The 18078-nt window shown below is 65.9% G+C and carries 18 protein-coding genes and 1 pseudogene; 10 read left to right on the top strand and 9 right to left on the bottom strand.

What is annotated here, in order from left to right; all coding sequences use genetic code 11:
- Positions 1-96: 96 nt before the first annotated feature.
- The 3 genes from ACW7G1_RS01175 to ACW7G1_RS01165 are packed head-to-tail and all read right to left on the bottom strand — an operon-like array spanning position 97 to position 2998.
- Positions 97-630 carry a hypothetical protein gene (locus ACW7G1_RS01175; RefSeq protein WP_456977942.1) on the bottom strand — a complete coding sequence of 178 codons (534 nt, stop codon included), beginning with the start codon at positions 628-630 and terminating at the stop codon, positions 97-99.
- Positions 631-677: 47 nt separating this feature from the next.
- Positions 678-1298, bottom strand: a complete 621-nt coding sequence (locus tag ACW7G1_RS01170; protein WP_456977941.1) for a DUF938 domain-containing protein — start codon at positions 1296-1298, stop codon at positions 678-680.
- A 23-nt stretch (positions 1299-1321) separates the two neighbouring features.
- Positions 1322-2998: an NAD(P)/FAD-dependent oxidoreductase gene (locus ACW7G1_RS01165; RefSeq protein ID WP_456977940.1), complete on the bottom strand. Its 1677-nt coding sequence runs from the start codon at positions 2996-2998 to the stop codon at positions 1322-1324.
- Positions 2999-3067: 69 nt separating this feature from the next.
- On the opposite strand from ACW7G1_RS01165, the gene ACW7G1_RS01160 reads away from it, so the two are divergent.
- The 3 genes from ACW7G1_RS01160 (at position 3068) to ACW7G1_RS01150 (ending at position 5628) form a co-directional block, all read left to right on the top strand.
- Positions 3068-4552, top strand: coding sequence for an MATE family efflux transporter (locus ACW7G1_RS01160; RefSeq protein ID WP_456977939.1), 1485 nt, complete (start codon positions 3068-3070; stop codon positions 4550-4552).
- 94 nt (positions 4553-4646) lie between these two features.
- Positions 4647-4979 (top strand): type II toxin-antitoxin system prevent-host-death family antitoxin, encoded by a 333-nt coding sequence (locus tag ACW7G1_RS01155; protein ID WP_456977938.1) that lies wholly within the window; start codon positions 4647-4649, stop codon positions 4977-4979.
- A 10-nt stretch (positions 4980-4989) separates the two neighbouring features.
- The gene (locus tag ACW7G1_RS01150; protein WP_456977937.1) at positions 4990-5628 is read left to right on the top strand and encodes an AAA family ATPase; all 639 of its coding nucleotides are present in this window, start codon (positions 4990-4992) and stop codon (positions 5626-5628) included.
- Positions 5629-5681: 53 nt separating this feature from the next.
- On the opposite strand, the gene ACW7G1_RS01145 is transcribed toward ACW7G1_RS01150, so the two are convergent.
- From ACW7G1_RS01145 to ACW7G1_RS01130, 4 genes are all read right to left on the bottom strand, one after another.
- Positions 5682-6710 (bottom strand): HNH endonuclease, encoded by a 1029-nt coding sequence (locus ACW7G1_RS01145; RefSeq protein ID WP_456977936.1) that lies wholly within the window; start codon positions 6708-6710, stop codon positions 5682-5684.
- A gap of 53 nt (positions 6711-6763) precedes the next feature.
- Complete coding sequence (locus ACW7G1_RS01140) at positions 6764-8086, bottom strand: type II toxin-antitoxin system HipA family toxin (protein WP_456977935.1); 1323 nt, start codon at positions 8084-8086, stop codon at positions 6764-6766.
- A 23-nt stretch (positions 8087-8109) separates the two neighbouring features.
- On the bottom strand, positions 8110-8361 hold the full coding sequence (locus ACW7G1_RS01135; protein WP_456977933.1) for a helix-turn-helix domain-containing protein: 252 nt from the start codon (positions 8359-8361) through the stop codon (positions 8110-8112).
- Between the two features lie 76 nt (positions 8362-8437).
- On the bottom strand, positions 8438-9646 hold the full coding sequence (locus tag ACW7G1_RS01130; protein ID WP_456977932.1) for an MFS transporter: 1209 nt from the start codon (positions 9644-9646) through the stop codon (positions 8438-8440).
- A 145-nt stretch (positions 9647-9791) separates the two neighbouring features.
- Here ACW7G1_RS01130 and ACW7G1_RS01125 point away from each other — a divergent pair, with 145 nt between their 5' ends.
- From ACW7G1_RS01125 to ACW7G1_RS01095, 7 genes and pseudogenes are all read left to right on the top strand, one after another.
- Positions 9792-10304, top strand: a complete 513-nt coding sequence (locus ACW7G1_RS01125; RefSeq protein WP_456977931.1) for a hypothetical protein — start codon at positions 9792-9794, stop codon at positions 10302-10304.
- A 250-nt stretch (positions 10305-10554) separates the two neighbouring features.
- Positions 10555-12516, top strand: coding sequence for an N-acetylmuramoyl-L-alanine amidase (locus ACW7G1_RS01120; RefSeq protein WP_456977930.1), 1962 nt, complete (start codon positions 10555-10557; stop codon positions 12514-12516).
- Positions 12517-12653: 137 nt separating this feature from the next.
- Positions 12654-15167, top strand: a complete 2514-nt coding sequence (locus tag ACW7G1_RS01115; protein WP_456977929.1) for a DEAD/DEAH box helicase — start codon at positions 12654-12656, stop codon at positions 15165-15167.
- A gap of 38 nt (positions 15168-15205) precedes the next feature.
- Positions 15206-16000: pseudogene (locus ACW7G1_RS01110) on the top strand (ribonuclease H-like domain-containing protein); the annotation flags it as partial.
- A gap of 66 nt (positions 16001-16066) precedes the next feature.
- The gene (locus ACW7G1_RS01105) at positions 16067-16360 is read left to right on the top strand and encodes an I78 family peptidase inhibitor (RefSeq protein WP_456977928.1); all 294 of its coding nucleotides are present in this window, start codon (positions 16067-16069) and stop codon (positions 16358-16360) included.
- Between the two features lie 11 nt (positions 16361-16371).
- Positions 16372-16845, top strand: coding sequence for a ribonuclease domain-containing protein (locus ACW7G1_RS01100; protein WP_456977927.1), 474 nt, complete (start codon positions 16372-16374; stop codon positions 16843-16845).
- Positions 16842-17288: a barstar family protein gene (locus ACW7G1_RS01095; RefSeq protein ID WP_456977926.1), complete on the top strand. Its 447-nt coding sequence runs from the start codon at positions 16842-16844 to the stop codon at positions 17286-17288. The genes ACW7G1_RS01100 and ACW7G1_RS01095 overlap by 4 nt, the downstream gene beginning before the upstream one ends.
- A gap of 69 nt (positions 17289-17357) precedes the next feature.
- Here the strand turns inward: ACW7G1_RS01095 and ACW7G1_RS01090 are convergent, their stop codons facing one another.
- Positions 17358-17690 carry a hypothetical protein gene (locus ACW7G1_RS01090; RefSeq protein WP_456977925.1) on the bottom strand — a complete coding sequence of 111 codons (333 nt, stop codon included), beginning with the start codon at positions 17688-17690 and terminating at the stop codon, positions 17358-17360.
- A 134-nt stretch (positions 17691-17824) separates the two neighbouring features.
- Complete coding sequence (locus tag ACW7G1_RS01085) at positions 17825-18064, bottom strand: hypothetical protein (protein WP_456977924.1); 240 nt, start codon at positions 18062-18064, stop codon at positions 17825-17827.
- Between the last annotated feature and the right edge of the window lie 14 nt (positions 18065-18078).

Raw genomic sequence — 18078 nt, 5'->3', positions numbered from 1 at the left:
CCGCGACATCGGCAAACCCCCGGGAAAGCAACCGCCCCATCCTACTAGCCGACCACCCGCGCGCGCCTGCCAAATGGCATGGCCGATGATTGCGTGCTACAGCGTGCCGACCACCTCGTCCGATGCCGCTTCCAGCATCGCAGTGATGCGGTCGCGCTGCTCGTGGTTGTCGGGATGGGCCACGACCGCGAAGCGGCCGTTTTCGATCGCTTCGCGGACCTGGTTGATCAGCACGTCCTGGTCCGGACGCAGGGTCACGAAGCCGCCGCCAAACAGGCCGAACACGGCGCCGAAGAACACCAGCGCGCCGCCCGTCGCCCATGGCGAGCTCCGCACCGCGCCGATCCCCACTCCCCACAGCACCATGAACAACGCCAACCCCACCACGATGCCAAGCAGGCCGAAGGTGATGTGCGCCTTGATCGCGGTGTGCCAGATACCGCGGCTGTCGGGTTCGATCTTGCGACCGAGCCGCGGGTCGCTGGGCGTCACCACCTGGACCTGCTGCTCGCCCAGCTCGAGCTCGCTACGCAAGCGCGCCGCCACCTGCCGCGCCGCGGCTTCATCGGAAAACAACGCCGCCACCTTGCTGAAGGACCGCTCGCCGAATACCGGGCCGTTGGTTTTCATCCCACTCTCCGTCCACGCCGATGCCATGACGATGCGTCAGGGGGGGTCTAGGCGTGGTGAATCGGGCAGGTAGCTTGCCGGGTCCAGACCAGGCACCGGTTGTTGGCCGGCATCGCCACGTCCTCCACCAACCGCAGGCCGATCCCACGCGCCAACACATCGACCGCCTCGAAGTCGCGGATACCCGAGCGCGGGTCGCGGGCCTTCAACCAGCCATCAAACTCGCGGTTGCTGTGGCTGCTGTACTCACCGTCGTAGTTGAACGGCCCGTACACCACCAACGTCGCGTCGTCGGCCAACGCGGCATCGAGCCCGTCGAAGAACGCCTGCACCTCGGTCCAGCCCATGATGTGCAAGGTATTGGCGGTGAACGCCGCATCCACCGCGTGGACCGGCCAAGGCCCGGCACTTACGTCCAGGGCCAGCGGCGCCGGCGTGTTCGCCAACGCCGCCTCATCCAGCCATTGCCCGATCCCCGGCAGATACCCGGCCCGGTCCGAGCACTGCCACACCAGCCATGGCATCGCTGCAGCAAAATGCACGGCATGCTGGCCGGTGCCCGAGCCGATCTCCAGCACTTGGCGCCGGTCGGAAAAATGGCGCCGCAGCACCGCGAGGATCGGCTCACGGTTGCGCTCGCAAGAAGGGGAAAACGGCTTGTCGGACATGCGCCCAGCATGCCGCATCGGGGTCAACCGATGGAATCGCCAGCGCCGACGATGCTCAGTGCCACCGCTTCGGCCACCCGGATGCCATCCACGCCCGCCGAAAGAATGCCACCCGCATAGCCCGCGCCTTCGCCGGCGGGAAACAGGCCACGGGTATTGAGGCTGTGACCCTCCGCGTTGCGCGCCATGCGCACCGGCGAGGACGTGCGCGTCTCGACCCCGGTCAGCACCGCATCGCCCATCGCAAAACCGCGCAACTGTTTGTGGAACGCCGGCAGCGCCTCGCGGATCGCAGCGATCGCGTAGTCGGGCAATGACTGGCTCAAATCACCCAGCCATACCCCCGGGGTGTAGGACGGCAGCACCGTGCCGAATTCCTGCGAGGCGCGATCCTGGAGGAAGTCGCCGACCAGTTGCGCCGGCGCCTCATACTCGCCGCCGCCCAGCTCGAATGCGCGCGCCTCCCAGTGGCGTTGCAATGCGATGCCGGCCAGCGGGTCGGCGGTACCGTCCTGGCGCCGGCCGTAAGGCGCGAAGTCCGCCGGTGTGATCCCGCACACGATCGCCGCATTCGCGTTGCGCTCGTTGCGCGAGTACTGGCTCATGCCGTTCGTCACCACGCAGCCGGGCTCGCTCGCAGCCGCAACCACGGTGCCGCCCGGACACATGCAGAAGCTGTACACCGAACGTCCGTTGCTGCAGTGGTGCACCAGCTTGTAATCCGCTGCGCCCAGCACCGGATGCCCGGCCTGCGGGCCAAACCGCGCGGTATCGATCACCGATTGCGGATGCTCGATGCGGAACCCGATCGAGAACGGCTTGGCCTCCAGCCACACACCGCGCCGGTGCAGCATCTCGAACGTATCGCGCGCGCTGTGGCCGACCGCAAACACCACATGGTCCGTGCGCAGCTCCTCGCCGCTTGCCAGCATCACGCCGCGCACCTGCCGGGTGCCGGCCGCATCGGTCTCCACCAACACGTCATCGACGCGTTGCGAAAAGCGGATTTCCCCACCCAGCGACTCGATGGTCGCGCGCATGTGCTCCACCATCGATACCAGCTTGAATGTACCGATATGCGGCTTGGCGACGTACAGGATTTCCGGCGGCGCACCGGCAGCGACGAACTCGGTCAGCACCTTGCGTCCGTGGTGGTGGCGATCGGCGATCTGGCTGTACAACTTGCCGTCCGAAAACGTACCCGCCCCGCCTTCGCCGTACTGCACGTTGGACTCAGGGTTGAGGACTTTCTTGCGCCACAGCCCGAAGGTATCCACCGTGCGCTCGCGCACCGCCTTGCCGCGCTCCAGGATGATCGGCCGGAAGCCCATCTGCGCCAGCACCAACCCGGCAAACAAACCACATGGGCCCGTGCCGATCACCACCGGCCGCAGCGGCAGTTCCGCCGGCGCCCGGGCGACGTACTTGTAGGTTGTGTCCGGCGTCGGCCCGACCTTCGGCAATCCCGGCGCGGGCACCTGCTGCGCCAGCCGTTGCAGGATGTCCGCCTCGCGCGGGGTGTCCACGTCGACCGAATAGATCAGCACGATCCCGCCACGCCGACGCGCATCGTGGCTGCGCTTGGCGAGGGTGTAAGCGGTCAGTTCGTCGGTCGTGATGCCGAGGCGGGCCACGATGGCATCGACCAGGGCCGATTCGGCGTGGTCGAGCGGAAGCCTGATATCGGTGATTCTGATCATGGTGGATTATCGCGCATTCGCGCCGCGTGCACCGTGTCCCGTTACGCTGGCCGCCTGCCTGGAGCGCCGATGATCCAACAACGCACCCTTACCGAAGGCCCGATTGGGCGCACCCTGTTCGTGTTTGCCCTGCCGATCCTTGGCGGCAACGTGCTGCAGTCCCTCAACGGTTCGGTCAACGCGGTCTGGGTCGGTCGCTTCCTCGGCGAGGAGGCGCTGACGGCGATCGCCAACGCCAACAACATCATGTTCCTGCTGCTGGGCGGGGTGTTCGGCTTCGGCATGGCCTCGACCATCCTGGTCGGGCAGGCGATGGGCCGGAAGAATCTGCCCGAAGCACGCCGGGTGATCGGCTCGGCGGCGACGTTCTTCCTCGGCGTCTCGGTCGCGCTGGCGGCGATCGGGCTGCCGCTGTCGCGCCATGTGCTGGTCTGGATGTCGACCCCCGAGGCGGCGCTGCCATTGGCCGACGCCTACCTGAAGATCATCTTCCTGGCGCTGCCGTTCCTGTACGCGTTCGCGTTCCTGTCGGCGATCCTGCGCGGCGCCGGCGACACCCGCACGCCGTTCCTGTTCCTGTTCATCGCGGTGCTGCTGGACATCGTGCTGGTGCCGCTGTTGATGTTCGGGGTCGGCCCGCTGCCCGAGATGGGCATGGCCGGCAGCGCGATGGCCACCCTGATTGCCAACGTGATCGCGCTGGCGGCGATGCTGGCGTGGCTGCGGCACAAGCGCCATCCGCTGTGGATCGGCCGCGATGAGCGCCACCTGTTCAAGCCCGACTGGATCATCGTGCGCACGCTGGTGGTCAAGGGCGTGCCGATGGGCCTGCAGATGGTGATGATCTCGTTGGCGATGATCGCAATGATCACCATGGTCAACCAGTACGGCACCCTCACCACCGCTGCTTACGGCGCCGCCCTGCAGCTGTGGACCTATGTGCAGATGCCGGCGATGGCCATCGGAGCGGCCTGCTCGTCGATGGCCGCGCAGAACGTCGGTGCCGGCCGCTGGGACCGCGTGGAAGCAACGACCCGCCACGGCATCGGCTTCAACTTCCTGCTGACCGGCGCACTGATCGCTCCGCTGATCCTGCTCGATCAGTACACCCTGGCGATGTTCATGCCCACCGGCAGCGAAGCGCTGGAGATCGCCCGTCACCTCAACCACATCGCGGTGTGGTCGTTCCTGTTTTTCGGGGTGACCTTCGTGGTTGCCGGCGTGGTCCGCTCCACCGGCGCGGTGATCCCGCCGCTGGTGATCCTCGGCCTGGCCCTGTGGGGCGTGCGCGTGCCCTTCGCCAACTGGCTGCAGCCGGAACTGGGCGTGGACGCGATCTGGTGGAGCTTCCCGGTCAGCGCGTTCGTGTCGATGGTGCTTTCGCTGGCCTATTACAAGTGGGGTCGCTGGCGCGCGGCGACAATGCTGCCGGTAGGTCCGGATGCGATTGCCGTGCCATCGGAAGTGCCCGGGCAGGTGCCATCGCCGGTGGCGGATACGGGGGCGCGGTGCGAGGAGGATGAAGGCGAGGCGGTAGTGGTACTGCCGCGTTGAACATCGCCATTGGACGGGATATGGCCAATAAGGGTATATTGGCCTTATTACCCGCTACCGGTTGCTCGCCATGGCGCTCCCTCGCCCGCTCACTATGATTGAAGACCTGCCGCACACGCCCGCATCGGATGTGAAGAAGCTCGGTTGGCGCGGTGTCATGAAGTCGGTGGGCCGCGTCGGCAGAGTCGTTGTCACCAATCACAACCAGCCCGAGGCGGTAATCCTGTCGGTCGCGGAATACGACCTCATCTTGCACGCCCTGCGCGATGCGGCAGCAAAAGACCAGGACGCCTTGGACACATTGCGGCGCCGGTTCGACGAGCGACTCGCCGCGCTGCAAGCCCCCGACGCCGGTGATCGCCTGCGCGGAGTGATGGGCCGTCCGGCCAAGCTGGGCGGCAAGGTCAAGGTTGGCGCCAGCCATTGATGGCGCGCCGATGAATACGCCGCGGCCGGTGCTTTACGTTCTTGCCGGCGTCAACGGTGCCGGCAAGAGTTCCATCGGCGGGTACCTGCTGCAACAGGCAGGGCTGACCTGGTTCAATCCCGACACGCATGCGCGCGAGTTGGTTGCAGCGACGGGCTGCGGCCAGGGCGAAGCCAACGCGGCGGCATGGCAGGAAGGTATGCGGCGGCTGGAAGACGCGCTCACGCGAGGCACCCACTACGCTTTCGAGACCACGCTGGGTGGCCGCACCGTGCCCGCCCGCATCATGGCAGCAACCCGATCACACGACGTGTTGATCTGGTTCTGCGGCCTGCCGTCGCCGGAACACCATATCGCCCGCGTCCAGGCCCGCGTCACCGCAGGCGGCCACGCCATTGCCGAAGCGAAGATCCGCGAGCGCTACCCGGCGGCGCTGGAAAACCTGATCGCACTGATGCCGCACTTGGCCCACCTGCAGGTGTACGACAACAGCGTCGACGCTGAAATGGGCGATGCGATTCCCGACCCGCTGCTGGTCGCCGAAGTCGTCGCCGGAAAGCTCATTTTCCCCACCGACCTGGAGTCGTTGGCGGCCACGCCAGAATGGGTAAAACCTGTCGTGGAGGCGGGGTTTTCGTTGGGCGGGTAGCGAGTTGAGTACGATCTTGGTCGAAGCTCAGTGCCCAGTCGATATTCAACTGCTTAGTCAAGTGGAGCTTTGCTATCGAGGAACACGCTGTTCCTATGAAAATCAAGGAACTGCCGCTGACCGGAACTGAAGCTCCCGACGTTGACGCGGGTCGCCATCTCGATCCCCATCCGCTCGAGTGAGTCTCGGTGGGCAACCGGAGAAACGAGCAAGTCGCCGTTCGATTCAAAGCTGATGAAGCCACGATCGAACAAGTGATCAATGGTCGGCGTCAGCAATAATCCATTCTCACCATCCAGCCGCTCTTCGTTACTGGAGTCACGCCACGGCTTGCAATGACTTGCCCTCAAGTGTTCCGGCTTCTCAACGTGCGTAATTCGACACCATTTCTCGATAGCCGCGACCTTCTGTCGGAACTTGCCTTGCCCTCTTCGTGCAAGAACCAACGCTTCCCGCTCGGTCGGAGCGATGTGGTGGTCCTGCTTGAGCTGCTCAATTTGATGCGCTTCCCATTGGATCAATCCAACGGCATCAGTAGCTGTCGCCTCGTCCGCAATGCGTGCCGCTCTTGCGATGTTCCGGGCTTCCACACCAATGAGGCTCAACAACGTCTCGGCGAGGTCTGCGGGAACGCGGGTCAGATACACGTTCTGGAGTCCAAAGCCGTTGGGCCGCAGCGGTGAGTACTTGCCGGGCAATACCTTGGCGATCTGCTCGGCGTAATCCGCCGGCCGCACCTGATGGGTCATCTCCCGAAATCCGACGTCCACCCGCCAGCCGATCTTTTCCCAGTAAGCGCCCGTGTTGCCGAACTCCAGCGGTTTCGGCGCTTCATACGCGTGTGTCTTGATCAAACCAATGGCCTTGATCAAGGTATCGGCGTACGAGAACACGAGATCGCCCGGCGAGACCACGCGCATGAAGTCGTAGTAGGGGTTCCTGGCGCCGTTTGCGTTGCGTTTCGGCGACCACAGATAGCCGCCAGCGACTTCATGGCGATATGTCTGATTCTGGTTTACCCACCAATAGCGCACGTGCTTCCCCAAAGCGACGCAAGCATCCAAGCCGGGCGACTGCTGCAATCCTGCTGCCTGCCCAGGCTACGTCATCGGGAGGCGTCCGTCCGAAGCCGGCGTCACTTGTCGGCACTGCCGCGCAGGTCGGGTTCCGCCTCCAGTCTTTTCGCCGCGGCCAGCATCCCATCGCGGACCCCCTCGTACAGCGCTTGCGGGAAGCCCTCGGGCAACGCCTCGCCGACTTGATCGAGTACCCGCGGGGTAGCCGCCACCATGGCAGCGACCAGTTCACCCGGCGCGGTCTCAAGACCGAGCTGGGCTGCCATCGAAGTCCAGTGCCAGCGGTGGATCTCGCGCACCTTGTAATGTCGGTTGCGCCCGGTGACGGCCATCGCCAACTTTGCTTCACGAGGGTCCAGCCTGCCCGTCCCGTGTCCCTGGATGGGATAAGTCGAGAGAATGTCGTACAGGGGCGTCAGCTGATAGGCGCCGCCCGGCAACAACGTCAAGCTGAAGTTCTTGGCGTGGCCGTCGGTGGCCGCCATCAGCCAGAACAGCAGTTGTGCCCGGAAGAAGGTGATCCGGTCGTCCACGGAATTATTCGAACCACGCAACACTTCCATGATGTCGCGGATGCCGGGGCCCCCGTCGGATTCGTACTTCAGCGACGGCGGCAGGCCACCGGCCTGGCACATGTCTTCTTGCGGGACGCGCATCCACCAGCCGCGATCGCTTGACAGTCGCCGGTCGAATCGCTCGACGATCAGTGCCTTCTGGTCCTCGAAATGGCCGATTTCCACATTGGCCACCGGCAATCCGTACGCGCGCACCAGCTCCATGCACAGCCATTCCAGTTCGACCGAGGACGACAGGTCCGCACGCATGTTTCCCACTAGGCCCAGTGGCAGCTTGAAGATGTGGGTGCTGGGCGTGGCGCCGTGCGGAACGCACCAGCGATCGCCATGGCGCAGCAGTGCGGTTTTTTCCTGGGCGCCGGCGATCGACAGCCGGAACGCGTCCTCGTCGCCCGGCGTCAGCAAACGGTCGACCGTGGTGTTGCGCAGTACTTGCGCCACGCCGGCCTCGTCCAGCGGCTGTGCATCGATCCTGCGGGAGTCGCCCGGCTCCTCGTCTTCCGGGACCAGCTGCAGTGCACCCACGCAATCGCGCCCGACCGCCGCCAGCAAATCAAACGCATTGGCACTGCGCGCCCGGTAGCGGTCGCGAATGCGTTGGAGGATGCGCTCGTTGTCCGGGATCAGGTTCTCGAAGTACGCCGCCACCGCGGGCGTGCGCAGGGTGACATCGCGCGCCGTTTGCCGAGGATAGGGAAGCGACAGCGACAACGGCCGGCCTTCAGGGGATTCAATCCACTCGCGTCGATAGACCAGTTGGTCGACTCCGCTTCGCCGTGTCCAGTGGCCAACCTGCGTTCCGTTCATCCATAGGTCCAGTGTCGCCACGGTCACCACTCCGGGGTTGCAGCATCGGGATCGATGCCGGTTCGTGGTTGCAGCACCAACTCAAGCCCGAGGATCAGGCACAGCCGGTGGATGCGATCGAAGGCAGCACGACCGGCGTTGTTCTCCAGTTTGGACATCGCCTGCACGCTGACGCCCATCCGGTTGGCGACATCGGCCTGGGTATAGCCCTGCTGCAGCCGGGCGGTACGCAGCAGACCGCCGAGCTGGTCGGGGATACGAACTGGTGTGGCCATAGATCAACCTGTAAGTTGATAAGTCGAATATCAACCTATCAGTTGATAATTGGAATATCAATCCAGACGTTGATTTTTACGCCGCGTCCAACGCGCGCAACCGCCGCTCATCCCAACGCGCCCACGCATAGATCAGTAGTCCGCCGAGCGCCGTCGCGGCGCCCACGTAACCGGTCGAGGTCCAGCCGAATCCGGCGCTGATGGCCATGCCGCCCAGCCACGGGCCCAGGGCGTTGGCGGCGTTGAAGGCGGCGTGGTTGGAGGCGGCGGCCAGGGTCTGCGCTTCGCCGGCCACGTCCATCAAGCGGGTCTGCAGCACCGGGGCCAGGGCGCCCATCGTGCCCAGCGCTACCACCACCGGCAGGATGCTCCACAGCGAGTGCGCGGCGAACGGGTAGATCAGCAGCACCAGCGCCGACCAGCCCAGGATCACCGCGGTGGCGCGGAACTGCATGCGGTCGACCAGCCAGCCGCCGGCGAGGTTGCCGATGACCGAGCCGACGCCGAACACCGCCATCGCGATCGGGATCCAGCCGTCGCTGACCCCGGTCACTTCGGTCAGCGTGGGCGCGAGGTAGCTGAAGGCGCAGAACATGCCGGCGAAGCCGACCGCGCCGATCAGCAGCGTCAACCACACTTGCGACTGGTGAAACGCGCGTATTTCCCGCAACGGGCTTTGGCGTGGCTCGGAGGGATCAGCGCTCAGGAAACGCGCGATCATCACGACTGTCAGCACCGCGACCACCGCCACCAGGGCAAACGTGTAACGCCAGCTCAGGGCCTGTCCCAGCCAGGTGGCCAGCGGGTTGCCGACCAGGATCGCGATCGACAGGCCCAGCATGACCTTGCTGATCGCCGCGCCGCGCTGGTCGGGGCGGCTGATGGAGGCGGCGACCAGCATCGCGACACCGAAGAAGGCGCCGTGCGGCAGGCCGGCGATGAAGCGGAACGCCAGCATCGCGTGGTAGTTCGGGGCGAATGCGGTCGCCAGGTTGCCGAGCGCGTAGAAGCCCATCAGCGCCAGCAGCAACGAGCGCCGCGGCAACCGCGCACCGAGGATCGCCAGCACCGGCGCGCCGACCACGACCCCGAGCGCGTACGCACTGATCAGATGACCGACTTGGGGTTCGGTGATGTCCAGGCCCAGCACCAGGCTCGGCATCAAGCCCATCATCGCGAACTCACTGGTGCCGATCGCAAAGCCGCCGGTCGCCAACGCGAACAGTATCAGGGCGATGCGACGACGGTCGAGCACCGGGATGGTCGAGGTTGGGGTATCCGCCACGGGCCGGATCCTTGCAAATACAACGGCATATTGTGCGCCGCAACACGTCGGCATTACAGAACGGCGGATGAAACACTGTGATGCGCGCGACGGCCGGGGCGCGTCCGCGTTACCGCCAAGTCCGGACCTCGCCCATGATGGGGCCATGATGCTCTCCGGCAACACCCTCATCCTGCCGATTCCCCCGGAGCGCTGGCCGCCGCCACGTGCCGATGTCGCCATCGACGGATTGGTACTGGAGCCGAAGCCCGAGCTCCATGTCACTTTGATCGGCAACACCCTGGGCTGCGAACTGCGCGAGGTGTTCGCCGAGGCTTGTCTCACCGGCGCGCTTGACGACGCGTTCTCGTCCCAGCGTTGGGATTTCAGTCGCACCGGTCGGCATCTGCTACTGCGCAAGCCGTTGAATGAAGAAGGCCAACCTGGCATCGCCCACTCGATCATCGAGTTGGTCGAGCTGCCGGCAATGGCCCCGTTCCATCACGCGCTGGGCCGTCTGCTCGGCCGCCAGCTACCGGTCCCGCCGCCGCACGTGACGCTGCACACCGCCGGACGCGACAGCGGTATCGGCGTTGCCAATTGCCGGCGCCTGCGTGCGCTCACGCTGCGGCCGGTGTCGGCGACGGAGCTAGAAACCACCCAAGCTCCGGCCGCCTGATAGAACCGCAGCGTCGTTACACCCGCCCCGCCGTCCGCAGCGCCGTCCATACGGTTTTCCTGCGCGGCGTGTCGATGCGCCGCGGCAAATCCGGAGGCACCGCGACGGATTTTTCCGATTGACTCGGGCCCGATCACGGCCGGAAGGCGAAGGCCGTCACGCATCCGCAACTTCCTGAATCCCAGCTGGCCGGGTGGTGTAGAAGCTGACGCTCCAGGGGGAGCACATCCAAAAACGGAGTTTGACCAAGATGAAGCGATATTCGCGCATGTTGTTATCCGTGGTAATCGGCGGACTGCTCGCCACCACCGCACTGGCAGAAGAATCCGCGGTACCGATGCAGGACGCCACACTGGGGGCGCATTTGAATGCCGAGGAGGCCGCGCTGCTGCCGCAACGCCAGGCATTCCAGAGGTATTTCCAACAGGCCTATGCCCGCTATCCCGCGATTCCGGCCGGTACGCTGGAATCCATCGCCTACGTCCAGAGCCGCTGGATGCACATCCAGCCCGAGCGCAACGAGACCCAGGCCGAGGCGCACCACCACATGCCCGCCGCGCACGGTGTGATGGGTCTGTACGCCGGCCAGGGCTTTGCCGACCAGGTCACCGAGGGCGCGCGTCTGCTGGGCGTGTCGCCGAGCCTGGTCCGCAGCGATGCACGCACCAACGTGCTGGCCGCAGCGGCGCTGCTGGATGCGGAGATCCGCAAGGACCCGCCCGCAGCCGACGCCCGCACGCGCCTGGACAAGCGCGGCGCGGTGGCCCGGTCACCGGAGGACATCCGCCCGGCGTTGATGCGGTACGCGGGCTTCTCGCCATCGCCGGTCGAGGCCGCCCGGGCCAGCGCCGTCGGTGATTACGCGCGCACCAGCTTCGCGTATGACGTCCTGCTGGCCCAGGACCGCGGCGTCAACGACCGCGGCATCGTGGTGCCCGAGCACGCGATCGAGTGGGAGCGGGCGTTCGATATCGACCAGTTGATCAAGCTGCGCGCGCCGATGGTGCGGCTGGACGTCGAGAACGACCGCATCGAGACCGCCGACTACGAGCTCGATCCGATCAGCGAAACCCTGCGGGCCAAGTCGCCGCGCACGTCGCTGTCGGCCGCCGGCGACGCGGCACCGGCCACCGATGTCGGCATCCAGAGCACCGATTACGGCCCGGCGATCTGGAACGCGGCGCACTCGACCAACTACACCGCCTCGCGCTCCTCGGCGATCAGCGCGGTCACCATCCACACCGCGCAGGGCAGCTACGCTGGCACGATTTCGTGGTTCAAGAACCCGGCCGCCAACGTCAGCGCGCATTACGTGATCCGCAGCTCCGACGGCCAGGTGACGCAGATGGTGCGCAACGCCCACACCGGCTGGCACGTGGGGAACCAGAACAGCTACACCCTGGGCATCGAGCACGAGGGGTACGTCAACAACAGCTCCTGGTACACCACCTCGATGTACAACGCATCCGCGGCCCTGGTGCGCAACTTCTGCTCCAAGTACAGCGCGATCTCCTGCGCCAGCGCATACAAGGGTGCCGCCAGCAGCGGCATCAAAGTCCTGCCCACCAGCGTCAAAATCAAGGGCCACCAGCACTTCAGCGGACAGACCCACACCGATCCGGGCATCAACTGGAACTGGAGCAAGTACTACTCGCTGCTGAATCCGACGAGCGGCGGCACCACCAGGTACCTCGACCGCTTCGAAAGCAGCGTCGGCCACTTCAACACCAGCCCCACCTACTCCGGCAGCACGACCGGGATCTCCACCGCCTCGACCGCGACCCGCGACTGCGGCACGCGCAAGTACGGCTCGTGCTCGCTGCGGGTGCTGCTCAAGGACAACACCGCCACCACCGCAGCCTGGAACGTGCGGCTGCTGTCCGGCGGCGGCAGCCCGGGCAGCAACACCGCCCTGACCCGCTCCAACGGCAAGATCGGCTTTTGGGTGTGGACCGGCGGCAGCGGCATGCGCGTGGGCATGGGCATTGACGACAGCGACGGTACCGAACGCTCCACCAGCAAGTCGATTGCGACCAATACCTGGACCTATGTGTCCTGGTCGATGACCGACGCCGCCCAGTGGAGCGCCTGGGTCGGCGGCAACGGCGCGATTACCGCCAGCACCGTCAAACTCGACGCGATCTGGCTGTACCACGCCAACACCGCCTACAACGTCAACGTCTACATCGACGACGTCAAGATCACGAACTGATCGCCAAACGCTGATAAACGTGCAGTACGGGCGCCCGCCGGTCTCTCTCCCCGGCGGGCGTTTTTGTTGAAAAAGCCCGTCTCACACCCTGAGACACCCCCGTGGTCCGATGGCGCTCTTTCCCCGGATCTTGCGCCATGGCCTTTGCCCTCGCTCCCCGCACCGAGAGCGCCGAACGTTCGCTGGCCACCACCGATGGCCAGCCGTCGCGTGACAGTGCGCTGCTGACTCAGCGGCTGTCGCGACGCTACGCGGACCGTATCACCGGCAGTTTCATGGTCCCGGGGCAGGAGGGATCGTATGAGCCGATCCCGGACGACGTGCCGGCGGCGTTGGCGGCGGCGTTGCGCGCGCGTGGGGTCGACCGGCTGTACAGCCATCAGGCGGAGGCCTGGGAGGCAGCCCAACGTGGCGAAAATATCGCCATCGTGACGCCGACCGCGTCGGGCAAATCACTGTGTTACACCCTGCCGGTGGTGGCGGCGGCGATGGGCGATTCGAAGGCCAAGGCTTTGTACCTGTTCCCGACCAAGGCGCTGGCCCAGGACCAGGTAGCCGAGTTGCTGGAGCTCAACCGCGCGGGCAATCTCGGAGTGAAAGCGTTCACCTTCGACGGCGACACGCCCGGCGATGCGCGCCAGGCGATCCGGCTGCACGGCGACATCGTGGTGAGCAATCCGGACATGCTGCATCAGGCGATCCTGCCGCATCACACCAAGTGGGCGCAGTTCTTCGAGAACCTGCGTTACGTGGTGATCGACGAGATCCATACCTACCGCGGCGTGTTCGGTTCGCACGTGACCAACGTGCTGCGCCGGCTGAAACGGATCTGCGCGTTCTACGGGGTGACGCCGCAGTTCATCCTGTGCTCGGCGACGATCGGCAATCCGGGCGAGCATGCGCGCGCACTCATCGAGGCAGACGTGCACACGATCACCCAATCCGGCGCGCCGACCGGCGACAAACACGTGCTGCTGTGGAATCCGCCGGTGGTCAACAAGGATCTGGGGCTGCGTGCCTCGGCGCGGTCGCAGAGCAACCGGATTGCGCGGATCGCGATCAAGTCCGGGCTGAAGACGCTGGTGTTCGCACAGTCGCGGCTGATGGTCGAGGTGCTGACCAAGTATCTGAAAGACGTGTTCGATTCCGACCCGCGCAAGCCGCCGCGGATCCGCGCCTACCGGGGCGGCTATTTGCCGACCGAGCGCCGCTTGGCGGAGCGCGACATGCGCGACGGCCGCATCGACGGGATCATCTCGACCTCGGCGCTGGAGCTGGGCGTGGACATCGGTTCGCTCGACGTGGTGGTGCTCAACGGCTATCCCGGCACGGTCGCGGCGACGTGGCAACGCTTCGGCCGTGCCGGCCGGCGGCAGCGACCATCGCTGGGCGTGCTGGTGGCCAATTCGCAGCCGCTCGACCAGTACGTGGTGCGGCACCCGGACTTCTTCGCCGATGCACCACCGGAGCACGCCCGCATTGCCCCGGACCAGCCGCTGATCCTGTTCGACCACATCCGCTGCGCGGCGTTCGAGCTGGCCTTTGTGGTGGACGAGATGTTCGGCCCAATCGAGCCGGACGTGTACCTGCAAGCCCTGGCCGAAACCGACGTGGTGCACCGGGAAGGCGACCGCTGGGAGTGGATCGCCGACAGCTATCCGGCCGGTTCGGTGTCGCTGCGCTCGGTCGCCGACGGCAACTTCGTGGTAGTCGACAAGACCGGTGGACAGCAGCGGATCATCGCCGAGGTTGATTACTCGGCGGCCGCACTGACCCTGTACGAGGGCGCGATCCACATGGTCCAAAGCACCCCGTACCAGGTCGAGCGGCTCGACTGGGATGGACGCAAGGCCTTTGTCACCCGCACCCACGTGGACTACTACACCGACTCGATCGACTACACCAGGCTGAAGGTGCTGGAGCGCTTTGACAGTGATCTCGCCGGTCGTGGCAACGCGCATCACGGCGAGGTTCACGTGGTGCGGCGGGTGTCGGGTTACAAGAAGATCCGCTACTACACCCACGAGAACATCGGCTACGGCCCGGTCAACCTGCCCGACCAGGAGCTGCACACCACTGCGGTGTGGTGGCAGCTGCCGCAGTCGGTGCTGCTGGCGTGGTTCGAGTCGCGCCAGGATGCGCTGGATGGCTTCCTCGGCGCGGCCTACGCACTGCACGTGGTGGCGACGGTGGCGGTGATGGCCGATGCGCGCGATTTGCAGAAGTCGGTCGGCAACGACGACGGCGCGTGGTTCGCCGTTGCCGACGCCAGCGGCCGCGGCAGGCTGCGCGGGTGGGAAGGCGACGGGGATCATGGTGGCGGAAGCCATGGCGATACGGGCGACTCACGCTCACCGGTCAGCCAGGCGGCCACCGACCGCGCGCTGATCGAAGTCCGTCAGTTCGTGCCGACCGTCTATCTGTACGACAACTTCCCCGGCGGCGTGGGCTTGAGCGAGCCGTTGTGGGTACGGCAGGCGGAACTGGTGCAACGCGCGATCGAGCTGGTCGAGCGGTGCGATTGCAAGGGCGGTTGCCCGGCGTGCGTCGGACCGATCCTGGCCGCCACCGAAGACGGCGACGGCCTCACCCCGAAGTCGTTGGCACGACGGGTGCTGGGCCTGTTGGTGCCAACCGTGGGTGCGGTGTGAGCATCACGCTTGAACGTCTGCGCGCGCTCAAGCGCGAGGCTGGCAAGCCGGACACCCGACCAGACCCCGGAAGCGCGAAGACCTCGATCGAATCGTTGCGTCGCCTGCTCGGCGTGCGCGAGCGCTTGCCCATCTATGCGACACCGCCGCGCGGTCCGGTTGACCGTTCACTGCCCGGCGAGGAGATCGCCCCGGGGCTGCGGCTGATCGAGGATTGGCTGCCGTTCGCGGCGCCTGTCGACGCGCTGCCGCTGACCTTTGCCAAACGCGACGACACGGTCAACCCACGCGACCTGCTGTTCTTCGATACCGAGACCACCGGCCTGGCCGGCGGCACCGGCACGCGCGCGTTCCAGATCGGCGCGGCGGACTGGCATCGTCATCCGACCCATGGCGATGGCTTGCGTGTGCGCCAGTTGCTGATCACTACCCTGGCGGCCGAACCACTGATGCTGCGCACGTTCGCCGACTGGCTGGCGCCGACCACGGTGCTGTCGAGCTACAACGGCCGCTGCTACGACTCGCCGTTGCTGAAGACGCGCTACCGGCTCGCGCGGATGGACGACCCGATCACGCCGCTGGACCATGTCGACCTGTTGTTCCCGACGCGGCGTCGCTACCGCGGGACGTGGGAGAACTGCCGGCTTGCGACGATCGAGCGCGAGTTGCTGAAGATCGTTCGCGAGGACGACCTGCCCGGCTCGCAAGCACCCGCGGCGTGGCGATCGTATCTGCGCGGCGGCTCGTCCGCGCTGCTGCGGCGCGTGTGCGCGCACAACCATCAGGACGTGGTGACCCTGGCGCGGCTGATACTGCGACTGGCTTTTACATGATCCTAACGGTTTCGACGGCACGCTCACGGCAATGACTTCACGGCAATCACTATCAGGAGCAGCACCATGATTCGAATCGCCTTACCTGCCGCCATCATCATGTTCGCGGCCGCCGGCTGCACCACGATGGCAGCACCTCCGCCGCAGGTAATCGTGGGCCCGTGCACGACCGACACGATCTCGTGGGCGATCGGCAACGCCGCCACCGCCGAAGTTGTCGAGCGCGCGCGCATCGAGAGCAACAGCAGCCACGTACGGGTGATCGAACCGAACCAGGCCGTGACCCAGGATTACCGGGAGGACCGGCTGAACATGCACGTCAACGAGTTGGGCGCGATCAACAGCCTGACCTGCGGCTAGGACACAGCGCCATGCACCGCAACCGATCGGCTTGGCTGGTTGCCGGCGTTGTCCTGGTCGGGTTGTTGGCATGGACCCAACGACCCGATAACGGCGCGTTGCTCCCTCCGGTCAGCGCGCCCGGTGTCCACGCACCGGCCACGGCACCCGGTGAATTGCCCGGCGACGTCACCGGTTCCGCGTCGGCTACCGGCCCGGGCTATCCGGCATTCCTGCCGCCCCAGGCACATGCGGTACTGGCCGATATCGCCCGTGGCGGGCCGTACGACTATCGCCAGGACGGCGGCGTGTTCCAGAATCGCGAACGCGAGTTGCCGACGCAGCCGCGCGGCTATTACCGCGAGTTCACCGTGCCTACGCCCGGCTCCCGCGATCGCGGCGCACGGCGCATCGTGACCGGCGGCGACCCGCCGGTGGAGTATTTCTACACCGACGACCATTACCGCAGCTTTCGTCGTTTCCAACTACCGGCGGCATCGCGATGAACGCCACCAACGCCAGCGAACTGCGTCCAATGCTGGTTGACCCGCTGCGCGCCGGGGCGTACTTCATCGATGGCCGCGACACCCCGGCAATGACGGCCGCTGCCGCGTCCCTGGATTTCACCGTGGCGCGCATCGACCTGGCCAACTGCGCTGACAAGGCCGGCGCGCTGGCCAGGATCGGCGAGACGTTGCAGTTCCCGGACTGGTTCGGCGCCAACTGGGATGCGCTCGCCGACTGCCTCGGCGACCTGTCATGGCTGCCCGCACCCGGCTACCTGCTGGTGCTGGACAACAGCGGCCAATGGCAGGCCACCCGGGATGCCGGCTTCAACACCTTGCTGGCGATCCTCAATGAGGCCGCCACGGATTGGCGCGAGCGCAACGTTCCCTTCTGGGCGATGGTTCCGCTGCCGGCCGAGACGCTGGAAACGCTGGAACCCTGAGTGCCGCAGGCGTCCACGGCACCCAGCGTTCAAGCCTTGGGATGAGACCCCGGTTCAGTGGCCGTCGCGTCAGTGCCCGTCGCGATCGGCATCACCCGGCAGCGCGTCCTCGACCCGGTGCCAGGCGGCCTTGACAGCGTGCTTGGCTTTTTCCCAACCAAGCTGGGATTGGCCGCGAGCTTGCTCGTAGTCGCTCTTCAACTCGGGCTCGGCCTGGTCGAAGGTCTTGCCCTGGTATCGCTGCTGGCCCTGATAGCCGGTGCGATAGGCCGGGTCGTACTCGTCGTAGGTGCGGCCGGCCTCGTAATAGCCTTCCTTGCTGTACTGGTTCTTCCAGTAGGCCTGTTGGCTGGTCTCATCCAGCAGACGGGTCGGGTTGTCGCCAGTGCGATTGGTGGTCATGAGGTGCCTCCAGTGATCGCGAAGTCCAACAACTTCGCAGTGCAGACCACGCTAATCGCCACTGTGTAATCCACTGTCAAGAAAACCGGCGACGACCTCCACGCCGATTGAACAATCCGGCTGGAGGAAGGCAGCTAGCGCCGATCGTCGTCTCCGGCGCTGAAGTCGATCCCGGCCGGCTCTGAATCGCTCGACCACACCGCTTCCTGACTGCGCTCGCACCATGCCGGTACGCCTTCTCCGGGGCGGCCCTCATCGGCGCCGCTACATTCGGGGCGCGCGTCGACGGCGGCATTGGTGTCGCGGTACTCGACACCGCTGCAGCCGGCGATCACCAAGGTGGCAAGAAGAGTGACTGGAGGAAGCAGGCGCATGGTGAAACCCCGGC

It is taken from the genome of Lysobacter sp. A378, from assembly GCF_054052125.1.
The sequence above is the reverse complement of the archived record's forward strand: the minus strand, read 5'-3'. Positions and strand labels throughout refer to the sequence as shown.

Coding starts and splice junctions, on each gene's coding strand:
- ACW7G1_RS01095 (WP_456977926.1), top strand. CDS start 16,842: ATGAACGCCACCAACGCCAGCGAACTGCGTCCAATGCTGGTTGACCCG.
- ACW7G1_RS01090 (WP_456977925.1), bottom strand. CDS start 17,690: ATGACCACCAATCGCACTGGCGACAACCCGACCCGTCTGCTGGATGAG.
- ACW7G1_RS01155 (WP_456977938.1), top strand. CDS start 4,647: ATGATTGAAGACCTGCCGCACACGCCCGCATCGGATGTGAAGAAGCTC.
- ACW7G1_RS01170 (WP_456977941.1), bottom strand. CDS start 1,298: ATGTCCGACAAGCCGTTTTCCCCTTCTTGCGAGCGCAACCGTGAGCCG.
- ACW7G1_RS01165 (WP_456977940.1), bottom strand. CDS start 2,998: ATGATCAGAATCACCGATATCAGGCTTCCGCTCGACCACGCCGAATCG.
- ACW7G1_RS01100 (WP_456977927.1), top strand. CDS start 16,372: ATGCACCGCAACCGATCGGCTTGGCTGGTTGCCGGCGTTGTCCTGGTC.
- ACW7G1_RS01150 (WP_456977937.1), top strand. CDS start 4,990: ATGAATACGCCGCGGCCGGTGCTTTACGTTCTTGCCGGCGTCAACGGT.
- ACW7G1_RS01160 (WP_456977939.1), top strand. CDS start 3,068: ATGATCCAACAACGCACCCTTACCGAAGGCCCGATTGGGCGCACCCTG.
- ACW7G1_RS01115 (WP_456977929.1), top strand. CDS start 12,654: ATGGCCTTTGCCCTCGCTCCCCGCACCGAGAGCGCCGAACGTTCGCTG.
- ACW7G1_RS01120 (WP_456977930.1), top strand. CDS start 10,555: ATGAAGCGATATTCGCGCATGTTGTTATCCGTGGTAATCGGCGGACTG.
- ACW7G1_RS01140 (WP_456977935.1), bottom strand. CDS start 8,086: ATGAACGGAACGCAGGTTGGCCACTGGACACGGCGAAGCGGAGTCGAC.
- ACW7G1_RS01105 (WP_456977928.1), top strand. CDS start 16,067: ATGATTCGAATCGCCTTACCTGCCGCCATCATCATGTTCGCGGCCGCC.
- ACW7G1_RS01125 (WP_456977931.1), top strand. CDS start 9,792: ATGATGCTCTCCGGCAACACCCTCATCCTGCCGATTCCCCCGGAGCGC.
- ACW7G1_RS01175 (WP_456977942.1), bottom strand. CDS start 630: ATGAAAACCAACGGCCCGGTATTCGGCGAGCGGTCCTTCAGCAAGGTG.
- ACW7G1_RS01085 (WP_456977924.1), bottom strand. CDS start 18,064: ATGCGCCTGCTTCCTCCAGTCACTCTTCTTGCCACCTTGGTGATCGCC.
- ACW7G1_RS01135 (WP_456977933.1), bottom strand. CDS start 8,361: ATGGCCACACCAGTTCGTATCCCCGACCAGCTCGGCGGTCTGCTGCGT.